Annotated in this window: 25 protein-coding genes and 1 tRNA gene; 22 read left to right on the top strand and 4 right to left on the bottom strand. The window is 37.2% G+C overall.

Translation table 11 applies throughout. The features are described from left to right. Window positions 1-253 precede the first annotated feature (253 nt). Genes ACESSZ_RS02440 through ACESSZ_RS02460 form a run of 5 tightly spaced genes read left to right on the top strand, consistent with a single transcriptional unit; the run spans window position 254 to window position 4,232 of the window. A complete protein-coding gene (locus ACESSZ_RS02440) occupies window positions 254-454 on the top strand; it encodes a YabP/YqfC family sporulation protein (protein WP_008688397.1) in 201 nt (66 codons plus the stop codon). Then, a complete protein-coding gene (locus ACESSZ_RS02445) occupies window positions 444-1,370 on the top strand; it encodes a sporulation protein YqfD (protein ID WP_008688398.1) in 927 nt (308 codons plus the stop codon). The genes ACESSZ_RS02440 and ACESSZ_RS02445 overlap by 11 nt, the downstream gene beginning before the upstream one ends. Window positions 1,371-1,386: 16 nt before the next feature. After that, the gene (locus ACESSZ_RS02450; protein WP_008688399.1) at window positions 1,387-2,373 is read left to right on the top strand and encodes a PhoH family protein; all 987 of its coding nucleotides are present in this window, start codon (window positions 1,387-1,389) and stop codon (window positions 2,371-2,373) included. Then, window positions 2,351-3,031 (top strand): response regulator transcription factor, encoded by a 681-nt coding sequence (locus ACESSZ_RS02455; RefSeq protein ID WP_119983384.1) that lies wholly within the window; start codon window positions 2,351-2,353, stop codon window positions 3,029-3,031. Before ACESSZ_RS02450 ends, ACESSZ_RS02455 begins: the two co-directional genes overlap by 23 nt. After that, window positions 3,018-4,232, top strand: coding sequence for a sensor histidine kinase (locus ACESSZ_RS02460; protein ID WP_008688401.1), 1,215 nt, complete (start codon window positions 3,018-3,020; stop codon window positions 4,230-4,232). The genes ACESSZ_RS02455 and ACESSZ_RS02460 overlap by 14 nt, the downstream gene beginning before the upstream one ends. Before the next feature lie 372 nt (window positions 4,233-4,604). Here the strand turns inward: ACESSZ_RS02460 and ACESSZ_RS02465 are convergent. After that, window positions 4,605-4,679 (bottom strand) — tRNA-Glu (locus ACESSZ_RS02465). Window positions 4,680-4,957: 278 nt separating this feature from the next. Here ACESSZ_RS02465 and ACESSZ_RS02470 point away from each other — a divergent pair. The 5 genes from ACESSZ_RS02470 (at window position 4,958) to phoU (ending at window position 9,624) form a co-directional block, all read left to right on the top strand. Further along, entirely contained in the window at window positions 4,958-5,884 is a 927-nt protein-coding gene (locus tag ACESSZ_RS02470; protein ID WP_119983388.1) for a substrate-binding domain-containing protein, read from the top strand. A 72-nt stretch (window positions 5,885-5,956) separates the two neighbouring features. Next, window positions 5,957-6,898, top strand: a complete 942-nt coding sequence (gene pstC / locus ACESSZ_RS02475; RefSeq protein ID WP_008688403.1) for a phosphate ABC transporter permease subunit PstC — start codon at window positions 5,957-5,959, stop codon at window positions 6,896-6,898. Further along, on the top strand, window positions 6,895-8,139 hold the full coding sequence (pstA, locus tag ACESSZ_RS02480) for a phosphate ABC transporter permease PstA (RefSeq protein ID WP_119983383.1): 1,245 nt from the start codon (window positions 6,895-6,897) through the stop codon (window positions 8,137-8,139). The genes pstC and pstA overlap by 4 nt, the downstream gene beginning before the upstream one ends. A 76-nt stretch (window positions 8,140-8,215) precedes the next feature. Beyond that, window positions 8,216-8,974, top strand: coding sequence for a phosphate ABC transporter ATP-binding protein PstB (gene pstB, locus ACESSZ_RS02485; protein ID WP_119983382.1), 759 nt, complete (start codon window positions 8,216-8,218; stop codon window positions 8,972-8,974). Window positions 8,975-8,985: 11 nt separating this feature from the next. Further along, window positions 8,986-9,624: a phosphate signaling complex protein PhoU gene (phoU, locus tag ACESSZ_RS02490; RefSeq protein WP_119983381.1), complete on the top strand. Its 639-nt coding sequence runs from the start codon at window positions 8,986-8,988 to the stop codon at window positions 9,622-9,624. A 121-nt stretch (window positions 9,625-9,745) separates the two neighbouring features. Here phoU and ACESSZ_RS02495 read toward each other — a convergent pair whose 3' ends face one another. Beyond that, the gene (locus ACESSZ_RS02495; RefSeq protein WP_119983380.1) at window positions 9,746-11,422 is read right to left on the bottom strand and encodes a Na/Pi cotransporter family protein; all 1,677 of its coding nucleotides are present in this window, start codon (window positions 11,420-11,422) and stop codon (window positions 9,746-9,748) included. Between the two features lie 260 nt (window positions 11,423-11,682). On the opposite strand from ACESSZ_RS02495, the gene ybeY reads away from it, so the two are divergent. From ybeY to ACESSZ_RS02540, 9 genes are all read left to right on the top strand, one after another. Then, entirely contained in the window at window positions 11,683-12,150 is a 468-nt protein-coding gene (ybeY, locus tag ACESSZ_RS02500; RefSeq protein WP_270355169.1) for an rRNA maturation RNase YbeY, read from the top strand. Then, a complete protein-coding gene (locus ACESSZ_RS02505; RefSeq protein WP_119983378.1) occupies window positions 12,119-12,487 on the top strand; it encodes a diacylglycerol kinase in 369 nt (122 codons plus the stop codon). The genes ybeY and ACESSZ_RS02505 overlap by 32 nt, the downstream gene beginning before the upstream one ends. Next, complete coding sequence (gene cdd / locus ACESSZ_RS02510) at window positions 12,474-12,875, top strand: cytidine deaminase (protein ID WP_008688411.1); 402 nt, start codon at window positions 12,474-12,476, stop codon at window positions 12,873-12,875. Before ACESSZ_RS02505 ends, cdd begins: the two co-directional genes overlap by 14 nt. Then, on the top strand, window positions 12,872-13,777 hold the full coding sequence (era, locus tag ACESSZ_RS02515) for a GTPase Era (RefSeq protein ID WP_008978399.1): 906 nt from the start codon (window positions 12,872-12,874) through the stop codon (window positions 13,775-13,777). The genes cdd and era overlap by 4 nt, the downstream gene beginning before the upstream one ends. Then, window positions 13,767-14,498, top strand: coding sequence for a DNA repair protein RecO (recO, locus tag ACESSZ_RS02520; protein WP_119983377.1), 732 nt, complete (start codon window positions 13,767-13,769; stop codon window positions 14,496-14,498). The genes era and recO overlap by 11 nt, the downstream gene beginning before the upstream one ends. Before the next feature lie 328 nt (window positions 14,499-14,826). Continuing rightward, window positions 14,827-16,209 (top strand): glycine--tRNA ligase, encoded by a 1,383-nt coding sequence (locus ACESSZ_RS02525; RefSeq protein WP_008688414.1) that lies wholly within the window; start codon window positions 14,827-14,829, stop codon window positions 16,207-16,209. A gap of 21 nt (window positions 16,210-16,230) precedes the next feature. Further along, window positions 16,231-18,000, top strand: a complete 1,770-nt coding sequence (gene dnaG, locus ACESSZ_RS02530) for a DNA primase (RefSeq protein ID WP_119983376.1) — start codon at window positions 16,231-16,233, stop codon at window positions 17,998-18,000. A gap of 4 nt (window positions 18,001-18,004) precedes the next feature. Next, window positions 18,005-19,195 carry an RNA polymerase sigma factor RpoD gene (gene rpoD, locus ACESSZ_RS02535; protein ID WP_499842683.1) on the top strand — a complete coding sequence of 397 codons (1,191 nt, stop codon included), beginning with the start codon at window positions 18,005-18,007 and terminating at the stop codon, window positions 19,193-19,195. Between the two features lies 1 nt (window position 19,196). Beyond that, window positions 19,197-19,880: a tRNA (adenine(22)-N(1))-methyltransferase gene (locus ACESSZ_RS02540; protein ID WP_017144654.1), complete on the top strand. Its 684-nt coding sequence runs from the start codon at window positions 19,197-19,199 to the stop codon at window positions 19,878-19,880. 102 nt (window positions 19,881-19,982) lie between these two features. Here ACESSZ_RS02540 and ispH read toward each other — a convergent pair whose 3' ends face one another. After that, complete coding sequence (gene ispH, locus ACESSZ_RS02545; protein WP_008688423.1) at window positions 19,983-20,900, bottom strand: 4-hydroxy-3-methylbut-2-enyl diphosphate reductase; 918 nt, start codon at window positions 20,898-20,900, stop codon at window positions 19,983-19,985. 162 nt (window positions 20,901-21,062) lie between these two features. Here ispH and ACESSZ_RS02550 point away from each other — a divergent pair, with 162 nt between their 5' ends. Further along, entirely contained in the window at window positions 21,063-22,424 is a 1,362-nt protein-coding gene (locus tag ACESSZ_RS02550; RefSeq protein ID WP_008688424.1) for a DEAD/DEAH box helicase, read from the top strand. Beyond that, entirely contained in the window at window positions 22,421-23,305 is an 885-nt protein-coding gene (locus ACESSZ_RS02555) for a deoxyribonuclease IV (protein ID WP_331866856.1), read from the top strand. The genes ACESSZ_RS02550 and ACESSZ_RS02555 overlap by 4 nt, the downstream gene beginning before the upstream one ends. 145 nt (window positions 23,306-23,450) lie before the next feature. On the opposite strand, the gene ispG is transcribed toward ACESSZ_RS02555, so the two are convergent. Further along, entirely contained in the window at window positions 23,451-24,524 is a 1,074-nt protein-coding gene (gene ispG, locus ACESSZ_RS02560; RefSeq protein WP_196029530.1) for a flavodoxin-dependent (E)-4-hydroxy-3-methylbut-2-enyl-diphosphate synthase, read from the bottom strand. A gap of 111 nt (window positions 24,525-24,635) precedes the next feature. Between ispG and ACESSZ_RS02565 the strand changes: the two genes are divergently transcribed. Continuing rightward, window positions 24,636-26,735 carry a peptidoglycan D,D-transpeptidase FtsI family protein gene (locus ACESSZ_RS02565; protein WP_008978393.1) on the top strand — a complete coding sequence of 700 codons (2,100 nt, stop codon included), beginning with the start codon at window positions 24,636-24,638 and terminating at the stop codon, window positions 26,733-26,735. Window positions 26,736-26,793 lie beyond the last annotated feature (58 nt).

Genomic DNA, 26,793 nt, shown 5'->3' on the forward strand with positions numbered 1-26,793 from the left:
CTGGTAAGCGTAGCCTGAATCTGAGCCCCTTGGGGCGATTACGTAAAAACCACCAGCTAAGCTGGTGGATATTTATTACAAACAAACTGAAAAACTTTCTGTTTTTTTTGTAGTAAGCTCATCGTATCACAAAATTAACAAAATTATAACAAATCCTCTCTTTATTCTTCTTTATAATAAAGATGTGAAGGAGGCGGAAGAGAAACAGTCATAAATAGAAAAGCAAAAACGTATCTTGTATAGAGGTGACGACATGCTTTCCATTGATAAAAACCAGATGACAATTGAACATTATCAAGAGGTACTTTTGGTCAGTGAAACTCTCATAAAGATTCGAATGCCGCAGATGGAAATTTCAATCAGAGGAGATAAGTTGCATATGCTGGCATTGGAAAAGGAGGAACTGCTCCTGGAAGGTTGCTTCCTGGAACTGACATTCCAATATGAAAGCTAGAAAAAAACTTGGTCTTGATAAATGGAAAGTACAGATGGATGCAAGTGCATTTTTGCATATTTGTAAACAAGGAAATCTTGAACTATATGACATTACGATACATCAAAGAGAAATTCAATTCTACACATCTGTTTTACAGCGGCATACGATTTATCGCTTATTGCCGAAGGCTGTTCTTTTGACAACGACTGGGATGTTAGGGTATTTGTTACGCAGTATGGTAAAACCAGCACGTCTTTTGAGTGTGGTAGCAGCCATTCTTATTTGGTATGGGCTCAGTTCTACTATCTTTGAGGTAACAATCAAGGGAGAAAAAGACGAGAGTCGCATATTGATTCAAAAAACATTAAAACAGATGGGATATACGACACCATTTCATCATCAAGATGAAAATAAATTAAAGGAAGCTTTAAAAAAGAAACTAGAGAATGAAATTGCTTGGTTGGAAATAGAAAAGCGAGGCAGCCGTTATATCATCACGTATACACCTAAAGAATTCGCCACTTTGGAAACGTTGCATCATCGTGAACTCATTGCCAAACAAGATGGCGTCATTGCTCGTTTTGATATACAGCATGGAAATAAAGTGCATAAAGTAAATGAATTTGTGCATAAAGGCGATGTTCTTGTCAGCAATGTCATCGCTGATAGTAAAAGTAAAAATCAAGAAGTTTATGTAAAAGGGCGGGTCTTCGCATACACATGGCGAGATGTGACAGTAAGCATGGATGATACGAAAATGCCGAAGGCTTTTCAATATTTTGAACTGTTAATGGCTGCCAGAGCACAGGTCAGTCAAGATTTTCATAAAGATGATAAGATTCATAAGGAAAATATTTTGCAATTCTCCAAGGATATGGGTAAAATAAAGATGGTGATTCATTATACCTTACTACAAGATATCACAACACCATAAAAATAAAGGAGTCTGTATGAGTCAAAATTATGCTATTGCTTTAGAAGAATATCCCATGGAATGGATCGTGAAATTATGCGGTGCCCAGGATCAAAACTTGGAAATCTTACGCAAAGCCTTTGCTTGTGAAATGATTATGCGCAATAATCAGCTAAGTGTCTTATGCGATGATAAAACAACGTTTGCGACAATTGAGGAAATCATTAAGGCCATTTTTCAAATGATGGAACAGCATTTAGATGTACAACCTAGAGATATTGAATATGTATGCCGTTTGGCGAAATTGCATCGTTTGCATGAACTTTCTTTGACCTATCAAAAACCGATTGGTAAAACAGTGAATGGAAAATTGATTTATCCAAAAACGATTGGTCAACGTTATTTATTTCAATGCATGTGTAAATCAGAAATAGTTTTTGCCAGTGGTGTAGCCGGTACGGGTAAAACCTATTTAGCTGTTGTATATGCAGCTAGTCTGTTAAAAAAGGGTGAGATACGAAAGATTATTTTAACGCGTCCAGCAGTTGAAGCTGGTGAGAATCTGGGGTTTTTACCAGGAGATTTAAAGGAAAAGGTTGATCCTTATTTGCGCCCGTTATATGATGCATTATATGATACCTTAGGACAGGAACAAGTAGAAAAATTGTTAGAAAAAGAAGTGATTGAAATCGCGCCATTAGCATATATGCGTGGTCGTACATTGGATAATGCTTTTATTATTTTAGATGAAGCACAAAATACGACGAGAGCGCAGATGAAGATGTTTCTTACCCGTATGGGGTTTCATTCTCGTATCGTCATTACAGGGGATGTTACTCAGATTGATTTGATTAAGAAAAAGGACAGTGGTTTATTAAATGCAAAACAGCTGTTGGAAGGAATTGAAGGAATCTCCTTTGTGGAACTGACAAGTCTTGATGTTGTCCGTAATCCACTGGTTCAAAAGATTATTGAACGCTATGAACAGGAGGAAGAAAGGTATGGCAAAAGTCTTACTGATTGAAGATGAAGAAAATATTCGTAAGATCATTTCTTATGATCTGCGCAAAGCTGGACACACGATCGTAGAAAGTGGGGATGGACAAGAAGCATTGGATATTGCTTTAAAGCAACCTTTTGATGTGTTAATCATTGATTGGATGTTACCCCATGTCAGCGGTATCGAAATCGTTCAGAAATTACGTATACAGCATGTAGACAGCGTGATGATCATGCTGACAGCTAGAGATGATGAAACCGATATACTTTATGCATTTGATCAAGGTGTGGATGATTATGTCACAAAGCCATTTTCGCCACGAGAATTATTAGCAAGAGTAAATGCTCATATGAAACGTCAGAGCAAACGAATGGAAAAAGACTTGGAAATTGGAGAGTTACGTATCAATTTAAAGCGACGTGAAGCTTTATTGAAAGATGAGCTTTTAACGTTGACGAAAAAAGAGTTTGACTTGCTTGAGTACTTTGTATCTAATAAAAACATCGTCTTATCAAGAGATGCCATCTTAAATGATATCTGGGGGTTTGATTATGATGGGGATACGCGCATCGTTGATGTACATGTCTTTAAATTGCGCACAAAATTACAAGGTTCTAATGTTCATATCAAATCCAGTCGAGGTGTAGGCTATTTACTGGAGGAATTGCATGAAACTGCCTAAATATGCATGGTTTATTCTTTTGACTTGCAGCTATGCTTTGCTAGCGTATGAGACACAATGGAATGTATATGTGATTTTGTTATTATTGGCCATCTCATTATATATTGTAGAAGTGGTTTATGAACAGCAGTATGAATCTAAAAAAAGCAAAGAAAATAAGGAATTACAAGAGGAAATACGTTCTACGGCTAAAGATGCACATTTGAAAAATAAACAGTTATTGACAATTGTCTCAAGTATTCCTTTTCCCATGTTGCTGATTGATCAATTTGGTAACATTGTCATGCATAACAATATAGCATCGTTATGCATGAGTCATTTAGAGCCTTTAACTTATTTAGATAATCCCTTTGTTCATGGAGTACGTGAATTTATTAAAGATGCTTTTATCTTGGAACGTGATATGGATAAGATCATAAATATCAATGGAGTAGAATTTCAAGCTATCAGCATACCGGTATTGGCGAAAAGTAAATATAGCGGTTGTTTGGTACTGTTTCAAGATATATCGAAGACATTGGAAGGGGAAAAGATGCAGAAACGTTTTATTGCTGATGCTTCTCATGAATTAAAAACGCCTATTTCTGTATTAAAAGGAATGGTAGAAATCTTAAACCGTGATGATTTTGATGATCCCATCACGGAAAAAGAGTTTTTATCACAGATGGCAAAGGAAGTACAACGTTTAGATGTCTTAGTCAAAGATTTGCTACAGTTATCACGGTTATCATTGTCTAATGTTATTTTAGAGCGTGAAAAATGTGATGTTTGTGCTTTATTTGATAAGGCATGCGATTCTTTATGGAAAAATGCGCAAAAAAAGCAACTGAACATTCAAAAGGACTATCAGACATTAGAATATGCCTTTTGTGATCCTAAAAGAATGCTTCAGGTAATCTTAAATTTGCTAAGCAATGCGATTAAATATAGTGATTCCGGTACCATTACCTTACGTACCCGTATGGAAACTACGTATTACATCCTTGAAGTAGAGGATGAAGGATGCGGCATACAAAAGAAGGATATGGAAAAAATCTTTGATCGTTTTTACCGTGTAGATGATGCACGCAGTCGTCAAAGTGGTGGTAGCGGTTTAGGATTGCCGATTGTCAGATCCATCATTGAGGCGCATGGTGGTAACATAGAAGTGGAAAGCACCTATGGCAAAGGAACCTTATTTCGGATAAAGTTAAAAAATTAAAAGACACGCTTACATTATGAAGAGACCTTCAAGTTTAGAAAATAAATAAACCGGTTTCTTTCCTAGTGATCATACATAAGCGTGTCTTTTTGTTATTTTTATAGAGGTATAATATATAGCTCCGTAAGCAGTTATGAATCATCTTGATTTCGCTTTATGCAAAATCATCTATTCATGTTAGCCTTTATTGTTTTACGAACACATCATAAAACAATAATTGTGATAACAGATTTAACATGCATCAGAATTGTCGATACATGGTTTAATCACATAATCCCTATCTGGTAAATTGGATTTTGTCAAAATAGTCTTTTTTGCGACATACTTAAACACGCATAAAAAAAGCTCGATGACTCGGGCTTATTTTTATCATGGTATCGCGTACGGGATTTGAACCCGTGGTACAGCCTTGAGAGGGCTGTGGCTTAACCGCTTGCCGAACGCGACATGTTTTTACTGCTGTCATATTATAGCATTATCACATAAACTTGGCAAGGAAATTTTGGAAAATTCTATATAGCTGGTAAGAAAAACAGGAAAGGTAATAAGCAATGTATTAGTGATTACCCGAATGATTTCTTTTTTTATAAAGAGTGTAATTATCACAATTATTTAACAAATGCTTAACACGACATTGATGGTCTATTTATATTTATGGTTTAAGATAAGAGCGTATTCTAGGAGGAATATGTTGCCGTTAAAAAAACGGTTAGATGGAGGTTAAGATGAAAAAAATATTTGTAAGTTTAGTTGTGTTAGGATTATTAGCAGGTTGTGGAAATGCAACAGGTGATGATGCAGGAAAAGTAACAGGTGCTATCAAGGTGTATACAAGAGATGCATCAAGTGGAACTCGAGAAGCTTTTGAGAAAGGAATAGACTTTGAAGGAAAGCTGACAAAGCAGGCAAATGAGGTTTCCAGTAACGATGATATGGCGGCGAAAGTGGGTGCTGATAAAAACGGTATCGGTTATACATCACTATCTACAGACTTTGCCAAGAACAATGTCAAAGCTTTGCAATTTGAGGGTGTAACAGCAAGCAGCGAAACCGTATTGGATGGTTCTTATCAACTGCAGCGACCATTCAACTTTGTGACAAGAGCCAAAAATGATTTTGGAAGTGCAGATAAAGAACAGTTGGTACTGGCATTCTTGGATTATCTTAAAAATTCCAGCGAAGGTATGGCAGTTGTCGCGAAAAACGGCGGTGAAGTTGATATGAGCAAAGCAAAATCTTGGGATGAACTAGCGAAAAAATATCCAGTTGTAACAAAAGATAATTCAAAAATTACCATTACGACATGTGGTTCCACTTCTGTGGAAAAGACATTAAAAGCTGCACTAGAACAATTTTCACCAATGGCAGGTAATTTCCAATTTGTTATGAATCATTCGGGTAGTGGAGATGCTACAAAACGTGTATTAGGTGCAGAAAAAGATGGAGCAAATCGTGGCGATATCGGTTTTGCATCACGTGCCTTTAAGGAAGAAGATGGTGATATATCAAAAGCTATGAAGAGTGGACAATACTGTATTGATGCTGTTGTGGCTGTTGTAAATAAAGAGAATAACGACTTTGCCAATTTGACACAGGCACAGCTAAAAGCAATCTTTACTGGTGAAACTACGAATTGGGAAGATGTAAAATAATTCGTGTTTGAAAAGGACAGCTCAAAGGGAAATGAAGAGCTGTTCTTTCCTATGATAAGAGGAAGGGTAAAAATGAAGAGTTATGTAAAACAGTATATTAATACAATAGAGAATCAAAAGAAATTAAGAAAAGATCAAAGGATGAAAAAACTCTTTTTGATGATGGCACTTTTAGCATCCAGCGCGATTGCAGTGATCATCGTATTTATCAGTATCAAAGGCATAGCACCTTTTCTTCCCAATTATACGTATGGCAGTGTTGATTTTCTTCCGTTTATAACTGGTATGACATGGCGCCAAGATCAGGGGATTTACGGCGTTGGATTTATTATCGTTAATACGCTCATTTCTGCTTTTGGGGCTATGCTGCTATCCTTTCCGATATCCGTGCTCACTGCTCTTTATATCGCAAAAATAGCGCCAAAGCGTATTGCCGTACTTTTGAGTTCTGTTATCGAATTACTAGCATCTATACCTTCTGTCGTATATGGCGTATTTGCTTCTGGTACGATCACTTTGCTTGTTAGTTCCTTAGCTGCTAATTTCGGTTTTGTTACAGCTGGGGGAAGTTCTTTATTGGCTGTTATTCTATTATTGGCAATTATGATTTTCCCTACAATTACAGCCTTAAGTATTACGGCAATTCGCTCTGTCGATAAGGAAATAGAACTTGGTTCATTGGCCTTAGGAGCTACAGCGACACAAACGCATTTTAAGGTTGTTTTGACAGCAGCGAAATCAGGTATTTTCGCAGGCGCCATTTTAGGTATTGGCAGAGCCTTTGGCGAAGCTACAGCTGTTGCAATGGTCGCAGGGAATAAGATGTTTGGCCCAACCTTTCATTTGTTTGATACTACCCGTACTTTAACAACGACCATGTTGGCCGGTTTGAAAGAAACGACCGGTTTAGATTATGATATACGTTTTTCTGCTGGATTGGTACTGATGGCGGTTATACTACTATCAAATTTAATATTGAATCTAGTAAAGAAGAAAGTAGGGAAATTAAAATGAATGAAACTATGCACAATCAAAAAAATAAACGTCGTTATACGGATGGTATATTGAACATGCTTACATATGCATCCAGTGCAATATGTGTATTGTTATTGTTGAGTATCTTCATATTCATCTTTAGTAAAGGTAGTGGTATGCTTGGAATGAAATTATTAACAGGCGATTATTGGGCAAAAAACTACATGACGAGTATCCAGGAGAAAAACAATCATCCCAGTACGTATAAATCACCTGAAGATGCCTCGGATGATATGTATTGGAGTGAACGTTGGGGTGTTGGATTCGTTGATGCTAGAAATGAAAATAATGAGGCTATCGTTCTTGTAGAAGCAATAGATGATGCTTCCCCATTTGCTCATCTTAAGGATGAAAGTCGTCAAAATAAGCCTTCCATAAGTGCTGAAAGTGGCTATTTATTAGAAAACTTATCCTATCAAACAACACAGGGAACTACACGCTTAGCTGGCAATATCGTTTCACAAGATGCGAAAACAGTAGCAAGATTGCTAGATCAAGATGCCGTTTCAATTAATAAAATCTATTTCAAAACACCTGGAGGAGGTATTCGTGGCTCATTACTTACAACATTGTATCTCATTATAATCAGCTTATTGATTGCGTTACCTTTAGGAATCGGCGCAGCCATATATTTGCATGAATATGCGGCTAAGAATAAAATCACTTCAGGGATTCGCAGTGCTATTGAGATGTTGACAGGAGTCCCGAGCATCATCTTTGGTTTAATGGGCGTCGCTGTATTATTCCCATTAACAAAATTAGCAGGAGCTGATACAACGAATGTTTTATTAGGTTCTTTGACAATGGCCATTATTTTATTACCAATCATCATTCGCTCTTGCGAAGAAGCATTAGCAATCGTTCCGCAAACACTGCGTGATGCTTCTTTATCATTAGGAGCTAACCAAAGTCAGACAATTTTTAAAATTGTGTTGCCATGTGCCGTTCCCGGCATCTTGAGTGGTGTTTTATTGAGTATTGGTCGTGTTATCGGAGAAAGTGCCGCATTAATATATACGATGGGAACCTATGTTAACGATAGTCCAACGCTGCTCTCCCAAGGTACTTCACTTGCGGTACATATTTATAACATCATGAGTAGTGAGCAACCCAATTTTGAATTAGCTTGTGCGATTTCAATTGTGATCTTGGTGTTTGTATTCATGTTAAATCTCTTGGTGAAATTGATGAGCCGGCGTTTCAATAAAGCCTGGTATTGAAAAAGAAGCAATGGAAAACCCTGAAGATGGTAAATCGTTTTATGTGTACAGAATATGGAAAGATAGGAGAAAAGACATGGATGAACAGATATTTCAAGTAGAGAAATTGAACTTATATTACGGAAAAAAACAAGCATTGATAAATGTGGATCTTACGATAAGAAAAAATCATATCACTGCATTGATTGGCCCCAGTGGCTGTGGTAAATCAACCTTTTTGCGCTGCTTAAATCGCATGAATGATGTAATTGAAGGCTGTCGCATTGAAGGGAGTATTGCATTAGATGGTGTTGATATTTATGATGCTTCAATGAATGTTGTAGACTTACGTACAAAAGTTGGTATGGTCTTTCAAAAACCAAATCCTTTTCCTATGTCCATTTATGACAACATTGCTTACGGTCCGCGTTGTCAGGGCATAAAAAAAAGAAAAATTTTGGATAATATTGTTGCACAATCGTTAAAAAAAGCTGCCTTATGGGAAGAAGTTAAAGATCGCTTACAGGATAGTGCTTTGGGAATGTCCGGAGGTCAGCAGCAGCGTCTATGTATTGCGCGTGCAATCGCTATGGAACCGGAAGTTATTTTAATGGATGAACCGACCAGTGCTTTAGATCCGATTGCGACAAGCAAGATTGAAGATTTAATGGAAGAATTGAAAAAAGACTATACGATTGTCATTGTAACACATTCTATGCAACAAGCATCACGTATCAGTGATGAAACGGCATTTTTCCTTTTGGGTGAAGTTGTTGAATATAATCAAACAAGCAAACTTTTTCAGCAGCCGGATGATAAACGTACAGAAGATTATATCACCGGACGATTTGGATAGGAGGTCAGATTATGGTTAAAATTGAAAAAGAGCTAGAAGTTAATGAAGACAGTGTTAAAAGGATGGCAGAAAGTGTTGTACAAATGCATGAAAAAGTTGTTTGTGTTTTGGAAAAACCAAGCCGTGAAATTGCTCTGGATATAGTGCAGGGAGATGATTTTATTAATCATTTAGAAGAAGAAATCAATGATCAATCCGTGCGCTCTTTAGCTTTATTATCACCGGTTGCCAGTGACTTGCGCAAAGTGGTGGCAGATATAAAAATAGCCAGTGAATTAGAGAGAATTGCAGATTATGCTAAAAATATTGCGGCTTTTTTAATTAAATCTGAAGTATTAGAAGAAAACGTGATGGCATATGCGGCGGCAATGGAAAAACGCTTTATTGAAATGTTGAAAGAAACTTTAAAGGCATATGAACAACGTGATGTAAAAGCAGCTTTTCAACTTCCTAAAAAAGATGAAGGCATTAACCAACTGTATGAGGAACTGAAACAGAATTTATTACGACATCCGAATGAAACGCTGGTAGTAGAACTATTTGAAATAAGTGCCATGCTTAGAAATATCGAACGTGCTGGAGATCATACAAAAAATATTTGTGAACATATCATTTATATGGTAAAAGGGCAGCATTATGATTTCGGATAAGGATGATAGAAGTAATATCAGAAAAAAGCCTATAGCATTGGTAAGGTTCTGAAAATAGGTATGTAAAAAAGACCGTTTCTTGACTGAAGCGGTCTTCATCATGATAAAACAATTAAATAGCTTATTCGGCTAATGTTTTGTGCATTGGGATAGGTTCATTATCTTCTTTTGCAATGTTCCATATATGGTCACCAATACGCTCTAGGGTACCAAGGATATCAACATAAATACTTGCCGCAACACCGGATCCACAGACTTCACCAGCCATACGCTTGAAGTGACGCTGGCGAGCTTTTTCTTCAACAAGATCCAAATAATTTTCTTTATCATCCAACATTTTCAAATAAGACTCATCACGACTTGTGAAATAAGCCAAGGCCATCTCATTCATCTCTAAAACAGTTGCATACATTTCGTTCACATCACGAATTGCCTCATCGGTAAAGTTTCCTTTATCCTCATAGGTTAATTCAAAGAATTCATTTAAATTCATTGTCAAATCACCGACACGTTCTATATTTTTAATGACTTGCAGATTGGAAATGAATTCATCTGTGTCATGCTCACTCAAACTATTATGAGCAATATTTACCAGATAATCTGTAATCTTGGCATCCAGGGAATTGATGGCATCTTCATATTGTCGAGAGGCATTGCAATACTTGCCGGATTGTTTATTAAAATAATCTTGACTTGCGCGAATGCAATCAGCTGCTAGTTCACCCATTTTCACGGTAACCTGTTTACTAACACCTAAAGCTCCAGCTGGCAAGGATGCGGCCAGTTTTGGATCAAGTACATCCAGATTGAGTTCGATTTTTTCTTCTTCTCCTGGAATCACTTTCTTTATGATGTTGACCATGATATTGATGCAAGGGTAGGCGAGAATGGAAATTACTAAGGTACGCAAAATGTGAGCCATCGCTATTTGCATCATTGGGGAAATATGATATGTGGTACTCAAATTCGTGATCAGATCTACATAAGGATGTAATAAGAACATAAATAAGATAGAACCAACTACATTAAATAAAACATTAACGGCAGCGCTTCGTTTGGCAGAAATACTGCCGCCGATTGAAGCAAACACAGCCGTGATGGTCGTACCTATGTTACTACCAAAAACAAAAGGTAAAGCCGCCGTCAATGTCAAGGCACCAGAATCATAAATCTTTTGAATGATGCCGACAACGGCACTACTGGATTGGACAACAGCAGTCATTCCAATACCACACAAGAATCCTAAAATTGGTTGATCCTGCATGGTGGTAGCTAGATTTGCAAAGAAATCCAACTCACCCAATTTGCTCAATTCATCACCCATTAGACGAAGGCCAAAAAACAATAACCCAAACCCTAAGACAATCTGTCCCATATAGGTTTGTTTTTTACGTTTTGCAAACAATGTGATTAAGACACCGAGGAAGACAAAATATAATGCCAGTGTTTCAACTTTTAAACCAATCAGAAATGCCGTGATGGTCGTACCAATATTCGCCCCGATGATGATTCCAACCGATTGCTCCAAGCTCATTAAGCCTGCTCGGACAAAACCGATTGCGATAGCGCTAGTTGCTGAACTTGACTGAATAAATACAGTGATGATAGTACCGACCAAGATCCCTTTCCATGGCTTGTTTGTGTACTTATCGATATAATCTCTTAATTTTTCTCCTGCGATACTCTTTAGCCCGTCACCCATAAATTGGATTCCAAAAAGGAATAATGCCAATCCTCCGATAATGAAGTCCCAGCTGATGCTGGACAGGGTCAGGGTCTGTGCTGCGGTATGTATCATAAGAAAACCTCCCAAAACCTTTCTGAAACACTCTTATTTTAACAGAATTTTTACCTGATGTATACAGAACTTTTACATAAATGGTATCACAATACTTACATATGGATACCGCAAATGAAAAAGAAATGTTGAATTTAATATTAGTGATATCCATCTTTATCCTTAAAACATTCGATTGCTATGAAAGAATGCAAAAACTTATAGGAAGAGCATCATAAACCATGTTATAATAAAACAGTATGAAAGAGAGTGTGTTTCTTATGAATGTTATCATCAACAATCAAAGCAGCGAGAAACGCTGGAATCGTTATAAAAAAGATTTTGTAGCAATCGCCGAACGGACGAAAATGATATTATCTTTATCACAAGATTACAACGCTTCTATCATTTTTGTGGACCCCGCAATGATTCATGAAATCAATCGTGAGTATCGTCATATAGACCGTCCTACGGATGTTATCAGCTTTGCGCTAAAAGATGAAGATGATACTTATGAAATGATGGAAGGCCTGGATGAATTAGGAGATATTTTCATAAATGTTCAAGCAGTGGTAGATCAGGCAGCGGAATATGGTCATTCGTTGCGCAGAGAGGTGTGTTTTTTGTTTACCCATGGTCTGCTTCATCTGTTAGGGTATGATCATATGGAAAAAGATGATGAGAAAATAATGTTTGCGTTACAGGATGTGATATTAGATGCAATCGTTCCTAAAAAAGTTCATAAATAAATTCCGCTATGCGTTTGCGGGATTGTTTGATGGTATTCGGCATGATCACAGCATTGCTTTACAATGTCTGATAGGCTTATTTGTTTTTATTGCCTGTATCTTTTTGCACTTAACAGTATGGGAATGGCTTGTGATCATTCTTATGATCGCACTGGTGATTGCCTTTGAATTTATCAATAGTGCATTAGAAACCATTACTGACAAAATCTCACCGGAATATTCATTGGAAGCCAAAAAAATCAAAGACTATGCAGCTGCCGCTGTATTGGTAATATCCATAGCAGCAGCTATTTCAGGAATCATTATTATAGGAGGTAAAATTTATGGAATGTTATGATGATATTTTAACGCAAGCATTCGCGGCGATGAAAAATGCCTATGCGCCATATTCAAAATATCATGTAGGAGCTTGTGTAAAGACAAAAGATGGTACATATATTCAAGGGGCCAATATTGAAAATGCATCCTATGGCTTAAGCAATTGTGCTGAACGTAGTGCAATATTTGCAGCTTATTCTCAAGGCTATCGCAAGCAGGATATTGTTTCTTTAGCAATTGTCAGCGATGGTAAACGGATCGGCACGCCTTGTGGAGCTTGTCGTCAGGTACTTGTGGAGCTATTAGAAAAGGATACACCGATTGTTTTAAGCAATGGAAAAGATACATTGGTGACAACGATTGCGGAATTATTGCCAATGAGTTTTGACAGTGAGGATCTATCATGAGTTATAAATCAGGATTTATCGCTATTATCGGACGTCCGAATGCTGGTAAAAGCACACTGCTTAATGCACTATTAAATGAGAAGATTGCCATTACCACCCCGAAACCGCAAACAACCAGAAACAATATTAGTGGAATACTGACCAGAGAGGATGCGCAATTTATCTTTACGGATACGCCGGGAATCCATAAACCTAAACATGAGCTAGGGAAAACATTAAATCGTAATGCTTATACAGCAATTGCAGAAGCTGATGTTAATTTCTGGGTCGTGGATGCTACACAAAGCTTTGGCAGTGGGGATGAATTTTTATTAGAAAAAATTAAACAATCGCATATCCCATGTTTTTTGATCTTAAATAAAATTGATCTTTTAGACAAAGAAAAACTAATTCGTACTCTGCAACAATGGCAAGAACGTCACACGTTTGCAGAAATTTTTCCCGTCAGCGCTTTGCAAAAGGATAATCTGAATGACTTACTGGAAGTCACGAAGGGTTATTTAGAAGAAGGACCGAAATTTTTCCCAGATGAAATGGTGAGTGATCACGGCGAACAATTTCAGATAGCTGAAATCATTCGTGAGAAGGTTTTGTATAAAACTAATGAAGAAGTTCCTCATTCCGTAGCAGTCGTTATTGAAAGAAAAGAAGAAACAGCTACCGCTGTTTTCTTACAGGCTCTTATTGTCGTGGAACGCACATCGCAAAAAGCTATTTTGATAGGAAAACAGGCGGCGATGATTCGCAGCATTCGCTTAGCTGCACAAAAAGAATTGAAAGAGAAATTTCATAAAAAAGTAGAACTTGAATTATATGTGCGTGTAGAAAAGAATTGGCGCAATCGCAGTAACAAATTGCAGCAATTCGGCTATTTAGAATTAGAGGATACGCATGAAGGATGAGTTAGAAGGCATCATCATTCGTTATCAGGAATATCGTGAACACGATGCTATCTTACATGTGCTTTGTCGAAAACGCGGCATTGTGCATGTGAATGCCAGGGGAATTCAAAAGGTGAAAAGCAAAAACGCTCCGGCATGTCAATTGTTCACCCATGTACGTATGCAGTTGCCTTTACAAGAAACACGCAGTATTTACACATTACGTAATGCCGAAATTATCGAAGGCTATCGCCATATCCGAGAAGATCTATTAAAGCAAAGCATTGCTGCGTATGTTTGTGAATGTATAGATGCCAGTAAATTTGAGGAAGATGTATTTGAGGTCGTGCAAACGGTTTTGGATATCTTACAAGAAACAACGCATCCAATACGGATTTTATGTTTATTTCAAGCAATCATGAATCGTATGCATGGTATTGAACCTTACGTGGATGGTTGTGTGCGCTGTGGCAATCAAAAGGCAATTTATGCAATCTCCATAAGGGATGGTGGTTTCATATGTCATTCCTGCTACCGTATGGAACAGGATGCTATGCGTTCTAAAGAAGATTTGAAAGTATTTCGTTTGTTGTGTAAGGCGCATATGGAACATTATGATATTTTGAAAAGCTATCAAGCTTTTACCTATCAAAATTTTGAAGATTTGTATGCATTTTTTTATGAATACGCCGGAATATCTTTGAAAAGTGTAAAATTTTTAAAAACGATCATAGCAATGTAAGAATAGCTATTGTAATATTATTAGAATTAGGGATCAAGTTAATTTGATCCTTCATTTTTTTTGTGAAAATGTAATAGTGAATGCTTGATGAAATCTGAAATAGGGCTTTTTTTATCTTAAGTAAACAAATGTTTTCTAGGTGGAAAAAGAATTGGTGACAAAAGGAAAGCAGAACTCAAACAAAATGCGCAAACATCATGGAAAATCACACGATTCGCATTGACATTTTCCTTTAAAAAGTGTTATATTATAGTGTATTCTTGTAACTATTTTTAATTGTTCGCTAAGCATCATCAGCTGATGTGTTTTTTTTGAAAGGGGCGTATCTATGAACAGCGAAAAATTATTTGACACCGTCGTGGCCCACGCGAAAAACAGTGGTTTTGTTTATCAGGGTAGTGAAATCTATGGTGGTTTGGCTAATACCTGGGATTTTGGGCCGTTAGGTGTGGAATTGAAAGAAAATATAAAAAAAGCCTGGTGGCGCCGTTTTATTCAGGAATCACCATATAATGTCGGTATCCAATCCGCTATCTTGATGAATCCTAGTGTGTGGGTTGCCAGTGGACATGTTGGTGGATTTAGCGATCCTTTGATGGATTGCAAGGAATGTAAATCACGTTTCCGTGCTGACCAGCTGATTGAAGAAGCAACAAATGGTGAAGTCAGTGTCGAAGGATGGAGCAATGAAGCGATGATGGAGTATATCAATGAACATCATATAGCTTGTCCGAAATGTGGTAAGCACAACTTTACTGATATTCGTCAGTTCAACTTGATGTTTAAGACTTTTCAAGGTATTTTGGAAGATAGTAAAAATACCATCTATTTACGTCCGGAAACAGCGCAGGGAATGTTTGTCAATTTTAAAAATGTTCAGCGTTCTATGCGTAAAAAACTGCCGTTTGGTATTGGTCAGATCGGTAAGAGCTTCCGTAATGAGATAACGCCAGGTAACTTTATCTTCCGCACCCGTGAATTTGAACAAATGGAGTTGGAATTCTTCTGTCAGCCGGGAACAGATTTAGAATGGTATGAATATTATAAAAACTACTGTATGAAATTTTTGACAGATTTAGGGGTAGATCCTGAGCATTTGCGTTTCCGTGATCATACACCGGAAGAACTTGCTTTCTATAGCAAGGGTACTTGTGATATTGAATATAACTTTCACTCTCAAATTGGTTGGGGTGAGTTATGGGGAATCGCAGACCGTACAGATTATGATTTAAAACAGCATCAAGAAGCAAGTAAAAAATCATTAGAATATTTAGATCCTACAACGAATGAAAAATATTTGCCATATTGTGTGGAACCAGCCGTTGGTGTGGAACGTTTGATGTTAGCCTTTTTATGTGATGCTTATGATGAAGAAGAATTAGAAAATGATACGCGTATCGTTATGCATTTGCATCCTTTCCTTGCGCCGATTAAGGCATGTATTACACCATTGTCAAAGAAATTAAGCGAAAAAGGTATGGAAGTATTCCAGATGTTGGCGCCTGTTGCAAATTGTGATTATGATGATGCAGGAAGTATCGGAAAACGCTATCGTCGTAATGATGCAATCGGTACACCATTCTGTATCACAGTGGATTTTGAAACAGAACAAGATAACTGTGTAACCGTACGTGAACGTGATACAATGAAACAAGAACGTGTAAATCTGAATGATTTAGTATCATATATTGAAGAACGTATCAAACTATAAGCGAAAAGTGTGGTGTAGCGCATGGCTCGATTAAGTGAGCAGGAAATTAATCAGATTCGCGCCAAAGCTGACATTGTTGATGTCGTAGGACGCTATGTTCCTTTAACACGAAAAGGGCGTAATTATGTTGCTCAGTGCCCTTTTCATGATGATCATGACCCATCCATGTCAGTAAATGCGGATAAACAGATTTTTAAATGCTTTGTATGTGGGACAGGCGGCAATGTCTTTGGTTTTATCCAAAAGTATGAAAAAATTTCTTTTATTGAGGCAGTCTATAAAGTGGCAGAGTATGCCGGAGTACCCATTGAGCATTCTTTGGCTCTTCCTGTCAAAAAAATCGACCCTCATTTAGCTGCCTTATATAAGGCAAATCAAGAAACAATTGAATATACGCACTATCAATTAGATACTTTAGATGCTCGTCATGTAAAAGAATACTTATACAAACGTAATCTTACTGACGCGATTATCAAAACCTTTGCAATTGGGTATAATCCTGAAGAAGATGCATTATATCGTTTCCTTCATGCAAAAAAAATACCGGATAGTGACATTTTAGCTGCCGGTCTTGCCCGTATGAGTTCTATGGGGATGAAAGATGTGTTTGCGAATCGTATCATGATCCCAATTCATGATGCAGATGGTCATCCTGTTGGATTTACAGCCCGCCGCATAAAAGAAAGTGACGAGGCGAAATACATAAATACAACAGAAACTGATGTTTATAAAAAAGGGGATTTAATCTTTAACTATCATCGGGCGAAACCAGAAGCAAGAAAAGCCAAAAAGGTCTTCTTGGTTGAAGGTGCAATGGATGTTTTAGCATTTGAAAAGGTTGGATTGCATAATGCGCTTGCTACTTTAGGAACAGCGATCACCAAAACACAATTGCAATTATTAAAGATGCTTCATGTTCCTATCGTTGTTTGTTATGATGGGGATATGGCAGGAAAAAATGCAACTTATAAGTTTGGGAAGATGGCCGTTCAGGAACAAATTGCATTTGAAATCGTCGATAATCGGTATGGATTGGATCCGGATGAGATCATTGATGCTTATGGTAAAGATGAACTGATCGCTCTCTCTTCACGTACCTTATCTTGGATAGACTTTCTGTTTGAATACCTATTAACAAGATATAACTTAGATAATTATTCACAGAAAAAAGAATTTGCAATGGAAATGGCTGATGCCATAAAGCATCTGCAGGATGACTTTGAAAAAGAAAGCTATTATATCCGACTTCGTGAACTGACTGATTTTGATATGCAGGAAAAAAATACTGCTATAAATGAACGACAGATTCAGAAAAAAGAAACATTTGGAAAACGAAGTTTTTTGACTTTTCCCAAAAGTGGACGAAGTCATGCCGAATACGAAATACTCTCGCAGATGTTAAGTGGTATTTCTGCCAGCAACTACTATAAAGAAGAATTAGGTTTTTTGAAGGATGATACTTGTAATAAGCTTGCAATCTATATCATCGATTATTATCGCACGCATACGCTCATGGAAATCGCTGATTTGTTAGATACCATCAAAGAAGAAACGGTCAAGACGTTAGCACTTGATATAGCAGATTGGGAGCTAGCAAGAGAAGAGGTAGATATGGAAGTATTGAAAGAAGCGGTAGAAAAGGTTAAGGACTGTTTCCTTGATGATAAGATCCAAATGCTGAATGAAAAAATCAAAACAGTGAATGATCCTATGGAAAAAGCCAAGCTAGCAGGTGAGAAAAACCAACTTATCAAAGAACGCGGAGAACGGCTCTGCCAAGGAAGGAAGTAGAGATATGAAAAAAACGAAAGCCAAAGCACAGCTGCAGGAATATAAGACATTAGATGAAATCAAAGATGAATTGCAGGAAGCATATCAGGTCAATAAGGTACTGTATCAAAAAGATATCATGGATGCGGTTGAACATTTAGATATGAGTGATGCAGACTTTGATGAATTGTTGCAGTGGTTCAGCGACAACGGCATCGCTGTCAAAGATGATGAAGACGATGTTGACTTATTAGATGACGACGCTCTTGTTGGTGATGATGACGACATTGATTTTTTAGATGATGAAGATGAAGAGGAAGACTCTTTAGCAGCAGAGATTGAAAGCTTAGAACAATCTTTTGCCAATTCTTCTCATACTAAGATTAATGATCCGGTTAAAATGTATTTGAAAGAAATTGGTCGTGTAGAATTGCTGGATCCGAAAGAAGAGCCAGAAATTGCCAGAAGAATACAGGCTGGAGATGAAGAGGCTAAGAAGAAATTAATTTCAGCCAATCTTCGTCTGGTTGTTTCTATTGCTAAAAAGTATGTAGGCCGAGGCATGCTGTTTTTGGATCTGATCCAAGAAGGAAATATGGGCCTTGTTAAAGCAGTAGAAAAATTTGATTATACAAAGGGATTTAAATTCTCAACATACGCAACATGGTGGATTCGCCAGGCAATTACCCGTGCCATAGCGGATCAGGCGAGAACAATCCGTATTCCTGTACATATGGTTGAAACCATTAACAAATTGACACGTATTCAGCGTCAATTGGTGCAAGATTTAGGAAGAGATCCTTCGGCAGAAGAAATTGCAGCGAAAATGGAAAACATTTCTCCTGAAAAAGTACGTGAAATTCAGAAGATTGCTCTAGAACCAGTATCTTTAGAAACACCAATCGGTGAAGAAGACGATTCACATTTGGGTGATTTTATTGAAGATAAAGAGGCTTTATCACCAGATGAATATGCGAACAATCAGCTGTTAAAGGATGAAATAAATACCGTATTACAAGGATTGACAGAACGTGAAGAAAAGGTGATGCGTCTGCGTTTTGGATTATATGATGGAAGAACAAGAACTTTAGAAGAAGTCGGCAAGGAATTTAATGTTACTCGTGAACGCATTCGTCAAATTGAGGCAAAGGCATTACGTAAACTAAAACATCCAACCCGTTCAAAACGTTTAAAGGATTTTGTTGATAAACCTTAAGATGAAATTAAGTAAACGATTAAAGGCTATTTACGATATGGTAAATAGCCCTTGCATTTTAGCGGATATCGGATGTGATCATGCTATGCTTCCAATAGCATTGATGCAAAGTGGGAAGTGCGAAAAAGCTTATGCCTGTGATATTCATATAGGACCATTGCAGCGGGGTGCAAAGGCAATTAAAGAAGTGCATCTTGAAGATCGAATCCATACCGTATTAAGTGATGGTCTACAGAATGTGGCGGATGATATTACTTGTATTACGATCGCTGGTATGGGGTGGGAAAGTATTACTTCCATACTGGCACAGGACATAGAAAAAGCACATCATTGTACACAACTTGTTTTACAATCGAATAATCATGTCGATGATTTAAGACGATGGCTGAATGAGCATCATTTTGTGATTGATGGTGAGGATCTGGTGCATGAACAGCACTATTATCAAATATTATCGGTACATAGCGGTGAGCAAACATTAACTGAAGATGAGATTTTGTTTGGTGTTTTTTTAGATCAACATCCTTTGTTTACAGAATATTGGATGTATGTTCTTGAAAAGAAAGAAAATATTTTGAAGCAGTTACAGCCACATCATGTTGGCTATGCTGATTTAAAACAGGATATACAACGTATAAAAAATAAATTGGCGCAATCAAAAAAATCTGTGTTTCCGGCTAAATAAGGCTAGAAACACAGATTTTTTACAATCATTATACAGTCTTAATAATCAAAACGTTAAATTCTGATGGCTATTTATCATATAGAGTACTTTATCTTTTTAAGCTTATTGCAAGATTTTGGCCACCTCTGTAATAGGTTTCGCCAATTTTGGTGTATAGCTGTTTAGATACTGAATCACCTGATTTGTCAGATAGGTTGGTGTGGAAGCACCTGCTGTAATAGCTACAGCTTTACAGTTAGCCAATTGTTCATCAGTGATATCGTGTACATCATCAATAAGAAAAACATTTGCGATCCCTTGCTCTTTTGCAATCTGAGCAAGGCGGTTGGAGTTATTGGAATGTTTATCACCAACTACATATAAGACATCTATTTCAGCAGCATCAAGCTCAGCTATGGCCTGCTGACGGATTCTTGTAGCATTGCAGATTTCTTCACAAAACTCTGCTTGCGGATATGCTTGAGCAATCGCGGTAAATAATGTTTCAATATCAAATATTGACATTGTTGTTTGATTTGTGACAAAAACCTTAGACATTGTCGTAGGCAACTGCTGAATATCTTCCATATTTGTTATTAAATGAACCTTTGGGCTTAATGAGATGACAGCTTCAGCTTCTGGATGAAAAGCTTTTCCAATATAGAACACATCATATCCTTCTTCTAATTTTGTTTGTACAATAGCTTGTGTCTTTACAACATCTGGACAGCTGGCATCAATACCAATTAAGCCAAGTTCTGCGGCCTTTTGCTTTACTGCTGGGGCAACTCCATGAGCAGTAAAAATAACTACACTGCCAGATGGTATCTCTTGCAGCAATGCTAATCTTGTTTTCGTTTTATCGTCAATGGTATGAATATGCAGTTGATCTAAAGCCTGCATGACAAAACGGTTATGTACTAACATACCTAAAACATAAATGTTTTTATCGGGATACTCCATCGCTGTTTTGCGAGCAAGAGCAATGGCTCTTGTGACACCTTTACAATAACCGCGAGGAGTGACTTTTATTACCTTCATAAGCGTTCCTCCTGTTGTTATTATACCGTATTTTATGAGTGAAAAGATAGGAAAATACTAGAATTTCGGGTATAATAAGGAAGTAAAAACAGTGTTTTTTATTTACAACAAAAAGGATTCATGTATAATAGAAGAGCTGCTTTTAAAAAAGGAGGGGCATTCATGAGTAAATATAGCGATTATATGTTTCAAAAACATACAAAAATGTTTATTGAACTTGAAAAATTTATAGAACCTACACCGATTCAACAGGCGGTAATCCCTATGGCTTGTAAAGGAAAAGATATTATCGGTATTTCAGCGACAGGGACAGGGAAGACACACGCTTTTTTGATTCCTATTATGGAAAAAGTAGACAGCAGTAAACCTTGTGTGCAGGCGGTAATCACTGCACCTACCAGAGAATTAGCCTTACAGATTTATCAGCGATGTGAAAAGATGAGTGAAGCGGATCCCAAACTCGTCATCCGTTTAATTACAGGCGGAATTGAAAAGAGCCGGATGATTGAACAATTAAAAGTTCAACCACATATTGTTGTAGGAACTCCAGGTCGTATTAAGGACTTGTTTTTAAACGAACAGGTCTTGCGCGTGGATACCGCAGATATCATGGTGGTGGATGAGGCTGATATGACTTTAGAATTTGGCTTTTTGGAAGATGTAGATGCGATTGCAGGGAAGATGCGCAAGGACTTGCAGATGATGAGTTTTTCAGCAACGATTCCTCAGGAGCTGCGCTTGTTTCTAAAGAAATATATGGATCATCCGCAAACTGTACAAATTGAAGAACAAAGTGCATTTCATCCTAAGATCCAACATATTTTAGTGCCTGTCCAGCATAAAACATATGCTGAAAAAGTATTAGAGATTTTACCTTCTTTTACCCCATATGTTTGCTTAATCTTCGCTAATACGCGAAGTGAAGCTGCCAATGTGGCAAGCAATATGCGAGATGCAGGTTATGGTGTAATAGAATTGCATGGAGATTTAACTCCAAGAGAGCGCACGAAAGCGATGAAGGATTTGTCCAATTTGCAAAAATCATATGTAGTGGCAACCGATATTGCAGCTCGTGGCATTGATATTGAAGGGATATCTCATGTTATATCGATGGGGTTTCCTAAAGAATTAGATTATTATATCCATCGTAGCGGACGTACTGGCAGAGCAGGACATGAGGGTATCTGTTATGCACTATATGAAAAAAAAGATGATACTGCTATACGTCAGTTAGAAGTTCGAGGCATTCATTTTGATCATAAAACCATAAAAAATGGTCAGTGGTGCGATTTAGAACCTTTGCATAAGAAGAAAGTACGCAAAGATGACCCATTAGAGAAAGAAATTGCAAAGATTGTTTCTCGTAAGAAGAAAAAAGTAAAGCCAGGTTATAAGAAAAAGCGTCAGCAGGAAGTAGAAAAATTAAAACGAAAAGCCAAACGTGCTATGATTCAAGAAGATATTCAGCGTCAAAAGAAAGAACGTGCTAAACAAAAGATGTTAGAGAAGAGGAATAGCGAATGAAAATAGGTAGTCATGTATCTATGTCTGCTCCTGAATATGTATTAGGAGCCGTAAAAGAAGCTATTTCATATGGTGCAAATGCATTTATGTTATATACAGGTGCACCTCAAAATACACGCAGAAAGCCAATGGAAGAACTGCGCATAAAAGAAGCACATGAGATCATGAAGTTACATGATATAGAAAAAAGCAGCATGATCGTACATGCACCATATATCATCAATTTAGCAAATTGTGCGAAAGCAGAAACATTTGAACTCGGTGTTGATTTCTTGGCAAAGGAAATTGAACGTGTCAAACAATTAGAAGCAAGCATTTTGGTCTTACATCCAGGCAGTCATGTAAAGGCCGGCGAAGATGCTGGACTTGCTAAGATCGTAGATGGATTAGATCTAGCTATGAAACAGATTGGTGATGTAGAGATAGCAATCGAGACGATGGCAGGGAAAGGTAGCGAACTTGGCTATAATTTTCAGCATATTCGCTACATCATTGATCATGTGAAACATCCTGAAAATATCAAGGTTTGTATGGATACTTGTCATTTGCATGATGCAGGATTTGATTTAAGTGATTTTGATCTTCTTTTGAATGAATTTGATGCGATCATTGGGATAGATCGTTTAGCATGTGTACATGTTAATGATTCAAAAAATATTCAAGGTGCTCGTAAGGATCGTCATGCGAATATTGGCTTTGGCGAAATTGGCTATGATAAGCTGCATGCAATCGTACATAACAAGCGAATTCAAGATGTCGTTAAAATATTAGAAACACCTTATGTGGACGGACATGCACCATATAAGCATGAAATCGCAATGTTAAAACAAGGTGTTTTTGATGCGAATTTATTGGACAAGTTAAAAAATGAAGTTGTGTAATGCATTTGCTATTTTTAGATAAGACTATGTGTTTATTAAGTAAAAAATGATAATAGTTCAGCATACGTTAGATCTTAGTTCCAACTATTGAAAATGATAAGAAAAAAGTAGGTAAATCCTAATGGAATGCCTACTTTTTTGAATATCAATTATCTTTTTTGGGTTCTGCAGCAAATGATCGGATTTCCTGCTTTAAGCGTTCCACTATTTTATCCTGTGGAAGTTTTTCAATGACAACGCCTTTTTTTATTAACAATCCTTCTTGTTTGCCACCGGCAATCGCGATATCTGCATGTTTAGCTTCTCCAGGACCATTTACAGCACAACCCATGATAGCGACATTTATATCACAATCTATCGTTGTTAAAAAGGATTCTATCTCATTGACAACAGGTTGCATATCCCATGCTGTACGACCGCAAGTAGGACAGGCAATTAAATTTGGTGTATTTTTTAATAACCCGCAGCATTTTAATAATTGCTTTACAATTGTGATTTCATTTACTGGATCACCATTTACACTGATACGAATCGTATCACCAATGCCTTCATTCAATAAAGTACCTAATGCCATACTGCTTTTAATAGCACTACCAATAAAAGTACCAGCTTCTGTAACCCCTAAATGTAATGGATAAGGGAAGGTATTACTTGCTAAGCGATATGCCTCAATACATAATAAGGGATCACTTGATTTAAAAGACAGACAAATATCATGAAAATCCAACTCTTCTAAAATTGCTACATGGCGTTTAGCACTTTCCATCATGCCTGCAGCTGTCGGTTTGCCATATTTTTCATGGATGTCTTTTTCTAAAGAGCCACTATTTATGCCAATTCGGATAGGAATATGATGTTGCTTGCAAACACTTACCACTGCTTGTACATTTTCTTTCGATCCAATGTTTCCAGGGTTTAAACGAATTTTGTCAATTCCATTTTCTACTGCAGCTATCGCTAGGCGATAATCATAATGAATATCAGCGACAAGAGGAATATGGGTGCGGTTACGAATTTCTCTGATTGCTTTTGCATCCTCTTCATCAATGATAGCCATGCGTACCAATTCACAGCCGCAAGCTTCTAATTGTAAGATTTGCGCAACCGTTTTTTCAATATCCTTGGTACGTGTATTGCACATACTTTGTATCACAACATGCTCGTTACCTCCTATCATAAGATCACGAACACGAATACTTCTTGTTTCGGTGCGAAGCATATAATATCAACTCCTTCATGTACCATTATAACAAAATTTATTTCTTTTACAATATGGTGGCATTTTCCATGAGATTTGTATTATAATAAGCGGTATACAGGAGGTGAATACATGATACGTAATCCATTTCGCGATCTGGATCATAAGAAATTACGCCGTAGTTCTGATGTTCTGCAGACGCAAAACGATTATTATAAAATTGTAAACCGACGTATTTTAATTTTTTCAATGATTGTGATTTTATTATTTTCAACAATAACGATACGTTTGGTCTTTATACAAGTGCGTGATCATGAAGATTATACAACAAAGTTGGTGAATTATTCTTCTCAACAACAGCGGTTTCAGACACCTCGTGGTGAAATATATGACCGCAATGGCAAATTGGTCGTAAAAACGGCATCTGCACATAACATTACATATTTTCCGCCAAAGGATGTAACTAGTAATGAAAAATGGGAACTGGCTCAGAAATTTGCCAAACAATTTCATATTAAGCATGAAACATTTACAAAAAGCGACATGCAAGATCTCTATTTATTCTTATATCGTGATGAAAACGGTAATGCAGATCGTACAGGGAATCATCTATTAAGTGATGAAGAATTAGCTACATTGACAAAAGCTAGTGATAAGGATAAACTTGTGCGTTCACGTATTACAGAAAAAATGGTAGATGAAATAGCTAGTGAAGAGGATAAAAACGCATTTAGTGTATATCTGTTAATGAATCAATCACCTAGTAATTCAATTAAGGTCATTGTTGAAGATGCTTCGAATGAAGATGTTGCCTATTTGATGGAGCATAAGGATGAGTATCGAGGTTTTGATGTGGACTTTGGTTCTTGGAAACGTGAATATCCTTATAAAGATACATTACGTGATGTCTTAGGTAGTGTCACTACCACCAAACAAGGTGTTCCAAGTGAAGAGCGTGAATATTATGAAGCATTAGGCTATTCTTTAACGGACCGTGTAGGAAGCAGTGGCTTAGAAAAGCAATATGAGCAGTTATTGAGTGGTACCCCTAAGGTGAGTGAAGTAACCTTTGAAAAGGATGGTACAGCGGTTTTAAATGAGATTAGTGCTGGAAAGAAAGGATATAATCTACATTTGACGGTCGATATTGAATTACAGAAAAAAGTCGATGATATCATGACCAGTATTGTTAAGCAATATGCTGGTACAAGTGGCCGTGAGGCATTTAACCAGGCCTTTGTTTTATTAATGAATCCAAATACAGGAGAGATATATGCATTAAGTGGAGCTGTTAAAAACAAAGATGGATCGATGACGAAATTCGCCAGTGGAACCTATTTGAATAACTATCAGGTAGGTTCTGTCGCAAAAGGTGCCACGGTATATATGATATTGAATGAAGGCGTGCAAACGGTAACTAGTACAGAATATGATACGACGATGAATATCGCCGGAGAAGAAAAAAGTTCATTTATGAATTTGGGTGTTGTAGATGCGGTGCGTGCATTGGAAGTTTCAAGTAATGTCTATATGTGGAAATCTATTATAAAGTTAGCAGGTGGCACCTATGTATCAGGGCAACCCTTAAATATTTCCAATGAGGCAACAGCCAAGACATTAACCAAGATGCGTCAATATTATTCGATGTTCGGTTTAGGAACAAAGACAGGATTAGATGTACCTAATGAAGCGTTAGGCATCATTGGCTATACACAGACGGCTGGTAACTTACTAGACTATTCTATTGGACAGTATGATACCTATTCGCCAATACAGTTGGGACAATATGTATCTACGATTGCCAATGGTGGTAAAAAGGTGCAGCCGAAGTTGGTGAATACGGCAAGTGAGGTTAACAGCAATTATACGATTTATGAAAATAAAACCAAGGTACTTTCGCAACTTTCAGGTAATTTGGATTACCTAAAGACCGTACAGCAAGGTTTCCGCGCTTGTATCACTGGAAATCATTGTGGTGTGGAGTTAAATGCCATGGATAAAGGTATAGCAGCTAAAACAGGTACCGCACAGGTAAGAGAATATAAAAACAATAAAGAATATCGTTATACAAATGTAAGTGAAATCGGTTATGCTCCATATGATGATCCGGAAGTTGCCTTTGTGTGTAGTGCACCAACCTCTGCTGCCGATTCTAGCAATCAGGAGGCAAGTATCTGTTCAACACAGATTTTACCGAAGGTTTTAAAAGAATATTTCAAAAAGTACGACTAATTTCGTAAAAAGTATTAGCATTCTTGCATATTGTATGATATAATTTTCAAGCAAAGTA

It is taken from the genome of Eubacterium sp. 3_1_31 (genome assembly GCF_964249515.1).
GTDB lineage: Bacteria > Bacillota_I > Bacilli_A > Erysipelotrichales > Erysipelotrichaceae > Longicatena > Longicatena caecimuris.

Coding starts and splice junctions, on each gene's coding strand:
- ACESSZ_RS02525 (WP_008688414.1), top strand. CDS start 14,827: ATGAACAGCGAAAAATTATTTGACACCGTCGTGGCCCACGCGAAAAAC.
- ACESSZ_RS02550 (WP_008688424.1), top strand. CDS start 21,063: ATGAGTAAATATAGCGATTATATGTTTCAAAAACATACAAAAATGTTT.
- ybeY (WP_270355169.1), top strand. CDS start 11,683: ATGAATGTTATCATCAACAATCAAAGCAGCGAGAAACGCTGGAATCGT.
- ACESSZ_RS02460 (WP_008688401.1), top strand. CDS start 3,018: ATGAAACTGCCTAAATATGCATGGTTTATTCTTTTGACTTGCAGCTAT.
- ACESSZ_RS02470 (WP_119983388.1), top strand. CDS start 4,958: ATGAAAAAAATATTTGTAAGTTTAGTTGTGTTAGGATTATTAGCAGGT.
- cdd (WP_008688411.1), top strand. CDS start 12,474: ATGGAATGTTATGATGATATTTTAACGCAAGCATTCGCGGCGATGAAA.
- ACESSZ_RS02555 (WP_331866856.1), top strand. CDS start 22,421: ATGAAAATAGGTAGTCATGTATCTATGTCTGCTCCTGAATATGTATTA.
- ispG (WP_196029530.1), bottom strand. CDS start 24,524: ATGCTTCGCACCGAAACAAGAAGTATTCGTGTTCGTGATCTTATGATA.
- ACESSZ_RS02450 (WP_008688399.1), top strand. CDS start 1,387: ATGAGTCAAAATTATGCTATTGCTTTAGAAGAATATCCCATGGAATGG.
- rpoD (WP_499842683.1), top strand. CDS start 18,005: ATGAAAAAAACGAAAGCCAAAGCACAGCTGCAGGAATATAAGACATTA.
- pstA (WP_119983383.1), top strand. CDS start 6,895: ATGAATGAAACTATGCACAATCAAAAAAATAAACGTCGTTATACGGAT.
- ACESSZ_RS02505 (WP_119983378.1), top strand. CDS start 12,119: ATGCAATCGTTCCTAAAAAAGTTCATAAATAAATTCCGCTATGCGTTT.
- dnaG (WP_119983376.1), top strand. CDS start 16,231: ATGGCTCGATTAAGTGAGCAGGAAATTAATCAGATTCGCGCCAAAGCT.
- pstB (WP_119983382.1), top strand. CDS start 8,216: ATGGATGAACAGATATTTCAAGTAGAGAAATTGAACTTATATTACGGA.
- ACESSZ_RS02440 (WP_008688397.1), top strand. CDS start 254: ATGCTTTCCATTGATAAAAACCAGATGACAATTGAACATTATCAAGAG.
- ACESSZ_RS02565 (WP_008978393.1), top strand. CDS start 24,636: ATGATACGTAATCCATTTCGCGATCTGGATCATAAGAAATTACGCCGT.
- pstC (WP_008688403.1), top strand. CDS start 5,957: ATGAAGAGTTATGTAAAACAGTATATTAATACAATAGAGAATCAAAAG.
- recO (WP_119983377.1), top strand. CDS start 13,767: ATGAAGGATGAGTTAGAAGGCATCATCATTCGTTATCAGGAATATCGT.
- ACESSZ_RS02540 (WP_017144654.1), top strand. CDS start 19,197: ATGAAATTAAGTAAACGATTAAAGGCTATTTACGATATGGTAAATAGC.
- phoU (WP_119983381.1), top strand. CDS start 8,986: ATGGTTAAAATTGAAAAAGAGCTAGAAGTTAATGAAGACAGTGTTAAA.
- ACESSZ_RS02445 (WP_008688398.1), top strand. CDS start 444: ATGAAAGCTAGAAAAAAACTTGGTCTTGATAAATGGAAAGTACAGATG.
- ACESSZ_RS02455 (WP_119983384.1), top strand. CDS start 2,351: ATGGCAAAAGTCTTACTGATTGAAGATGAAGAAAATATTCGTAAGATC.
- ACESSZ_RS02495 (WP_119983380.1), bottom strand. CDS start 11,422: ATGATACATACCGCAGCACAGACCCTGACCCTGTCCAGCATCAGCTGG.
- era (WP_008978399.1), top strand. CDS start 12,872: ATGAGTTATAAATCAGGATTTATCGCTATTATCGGACGTCCGAATGCT.
- ispH (WP_008688423.1), bottom strand. CDS start 20,900: ATGAAGGTAATAAAAGTCACTCCTCGCGGTTATTGTAAAGGTGTCACA.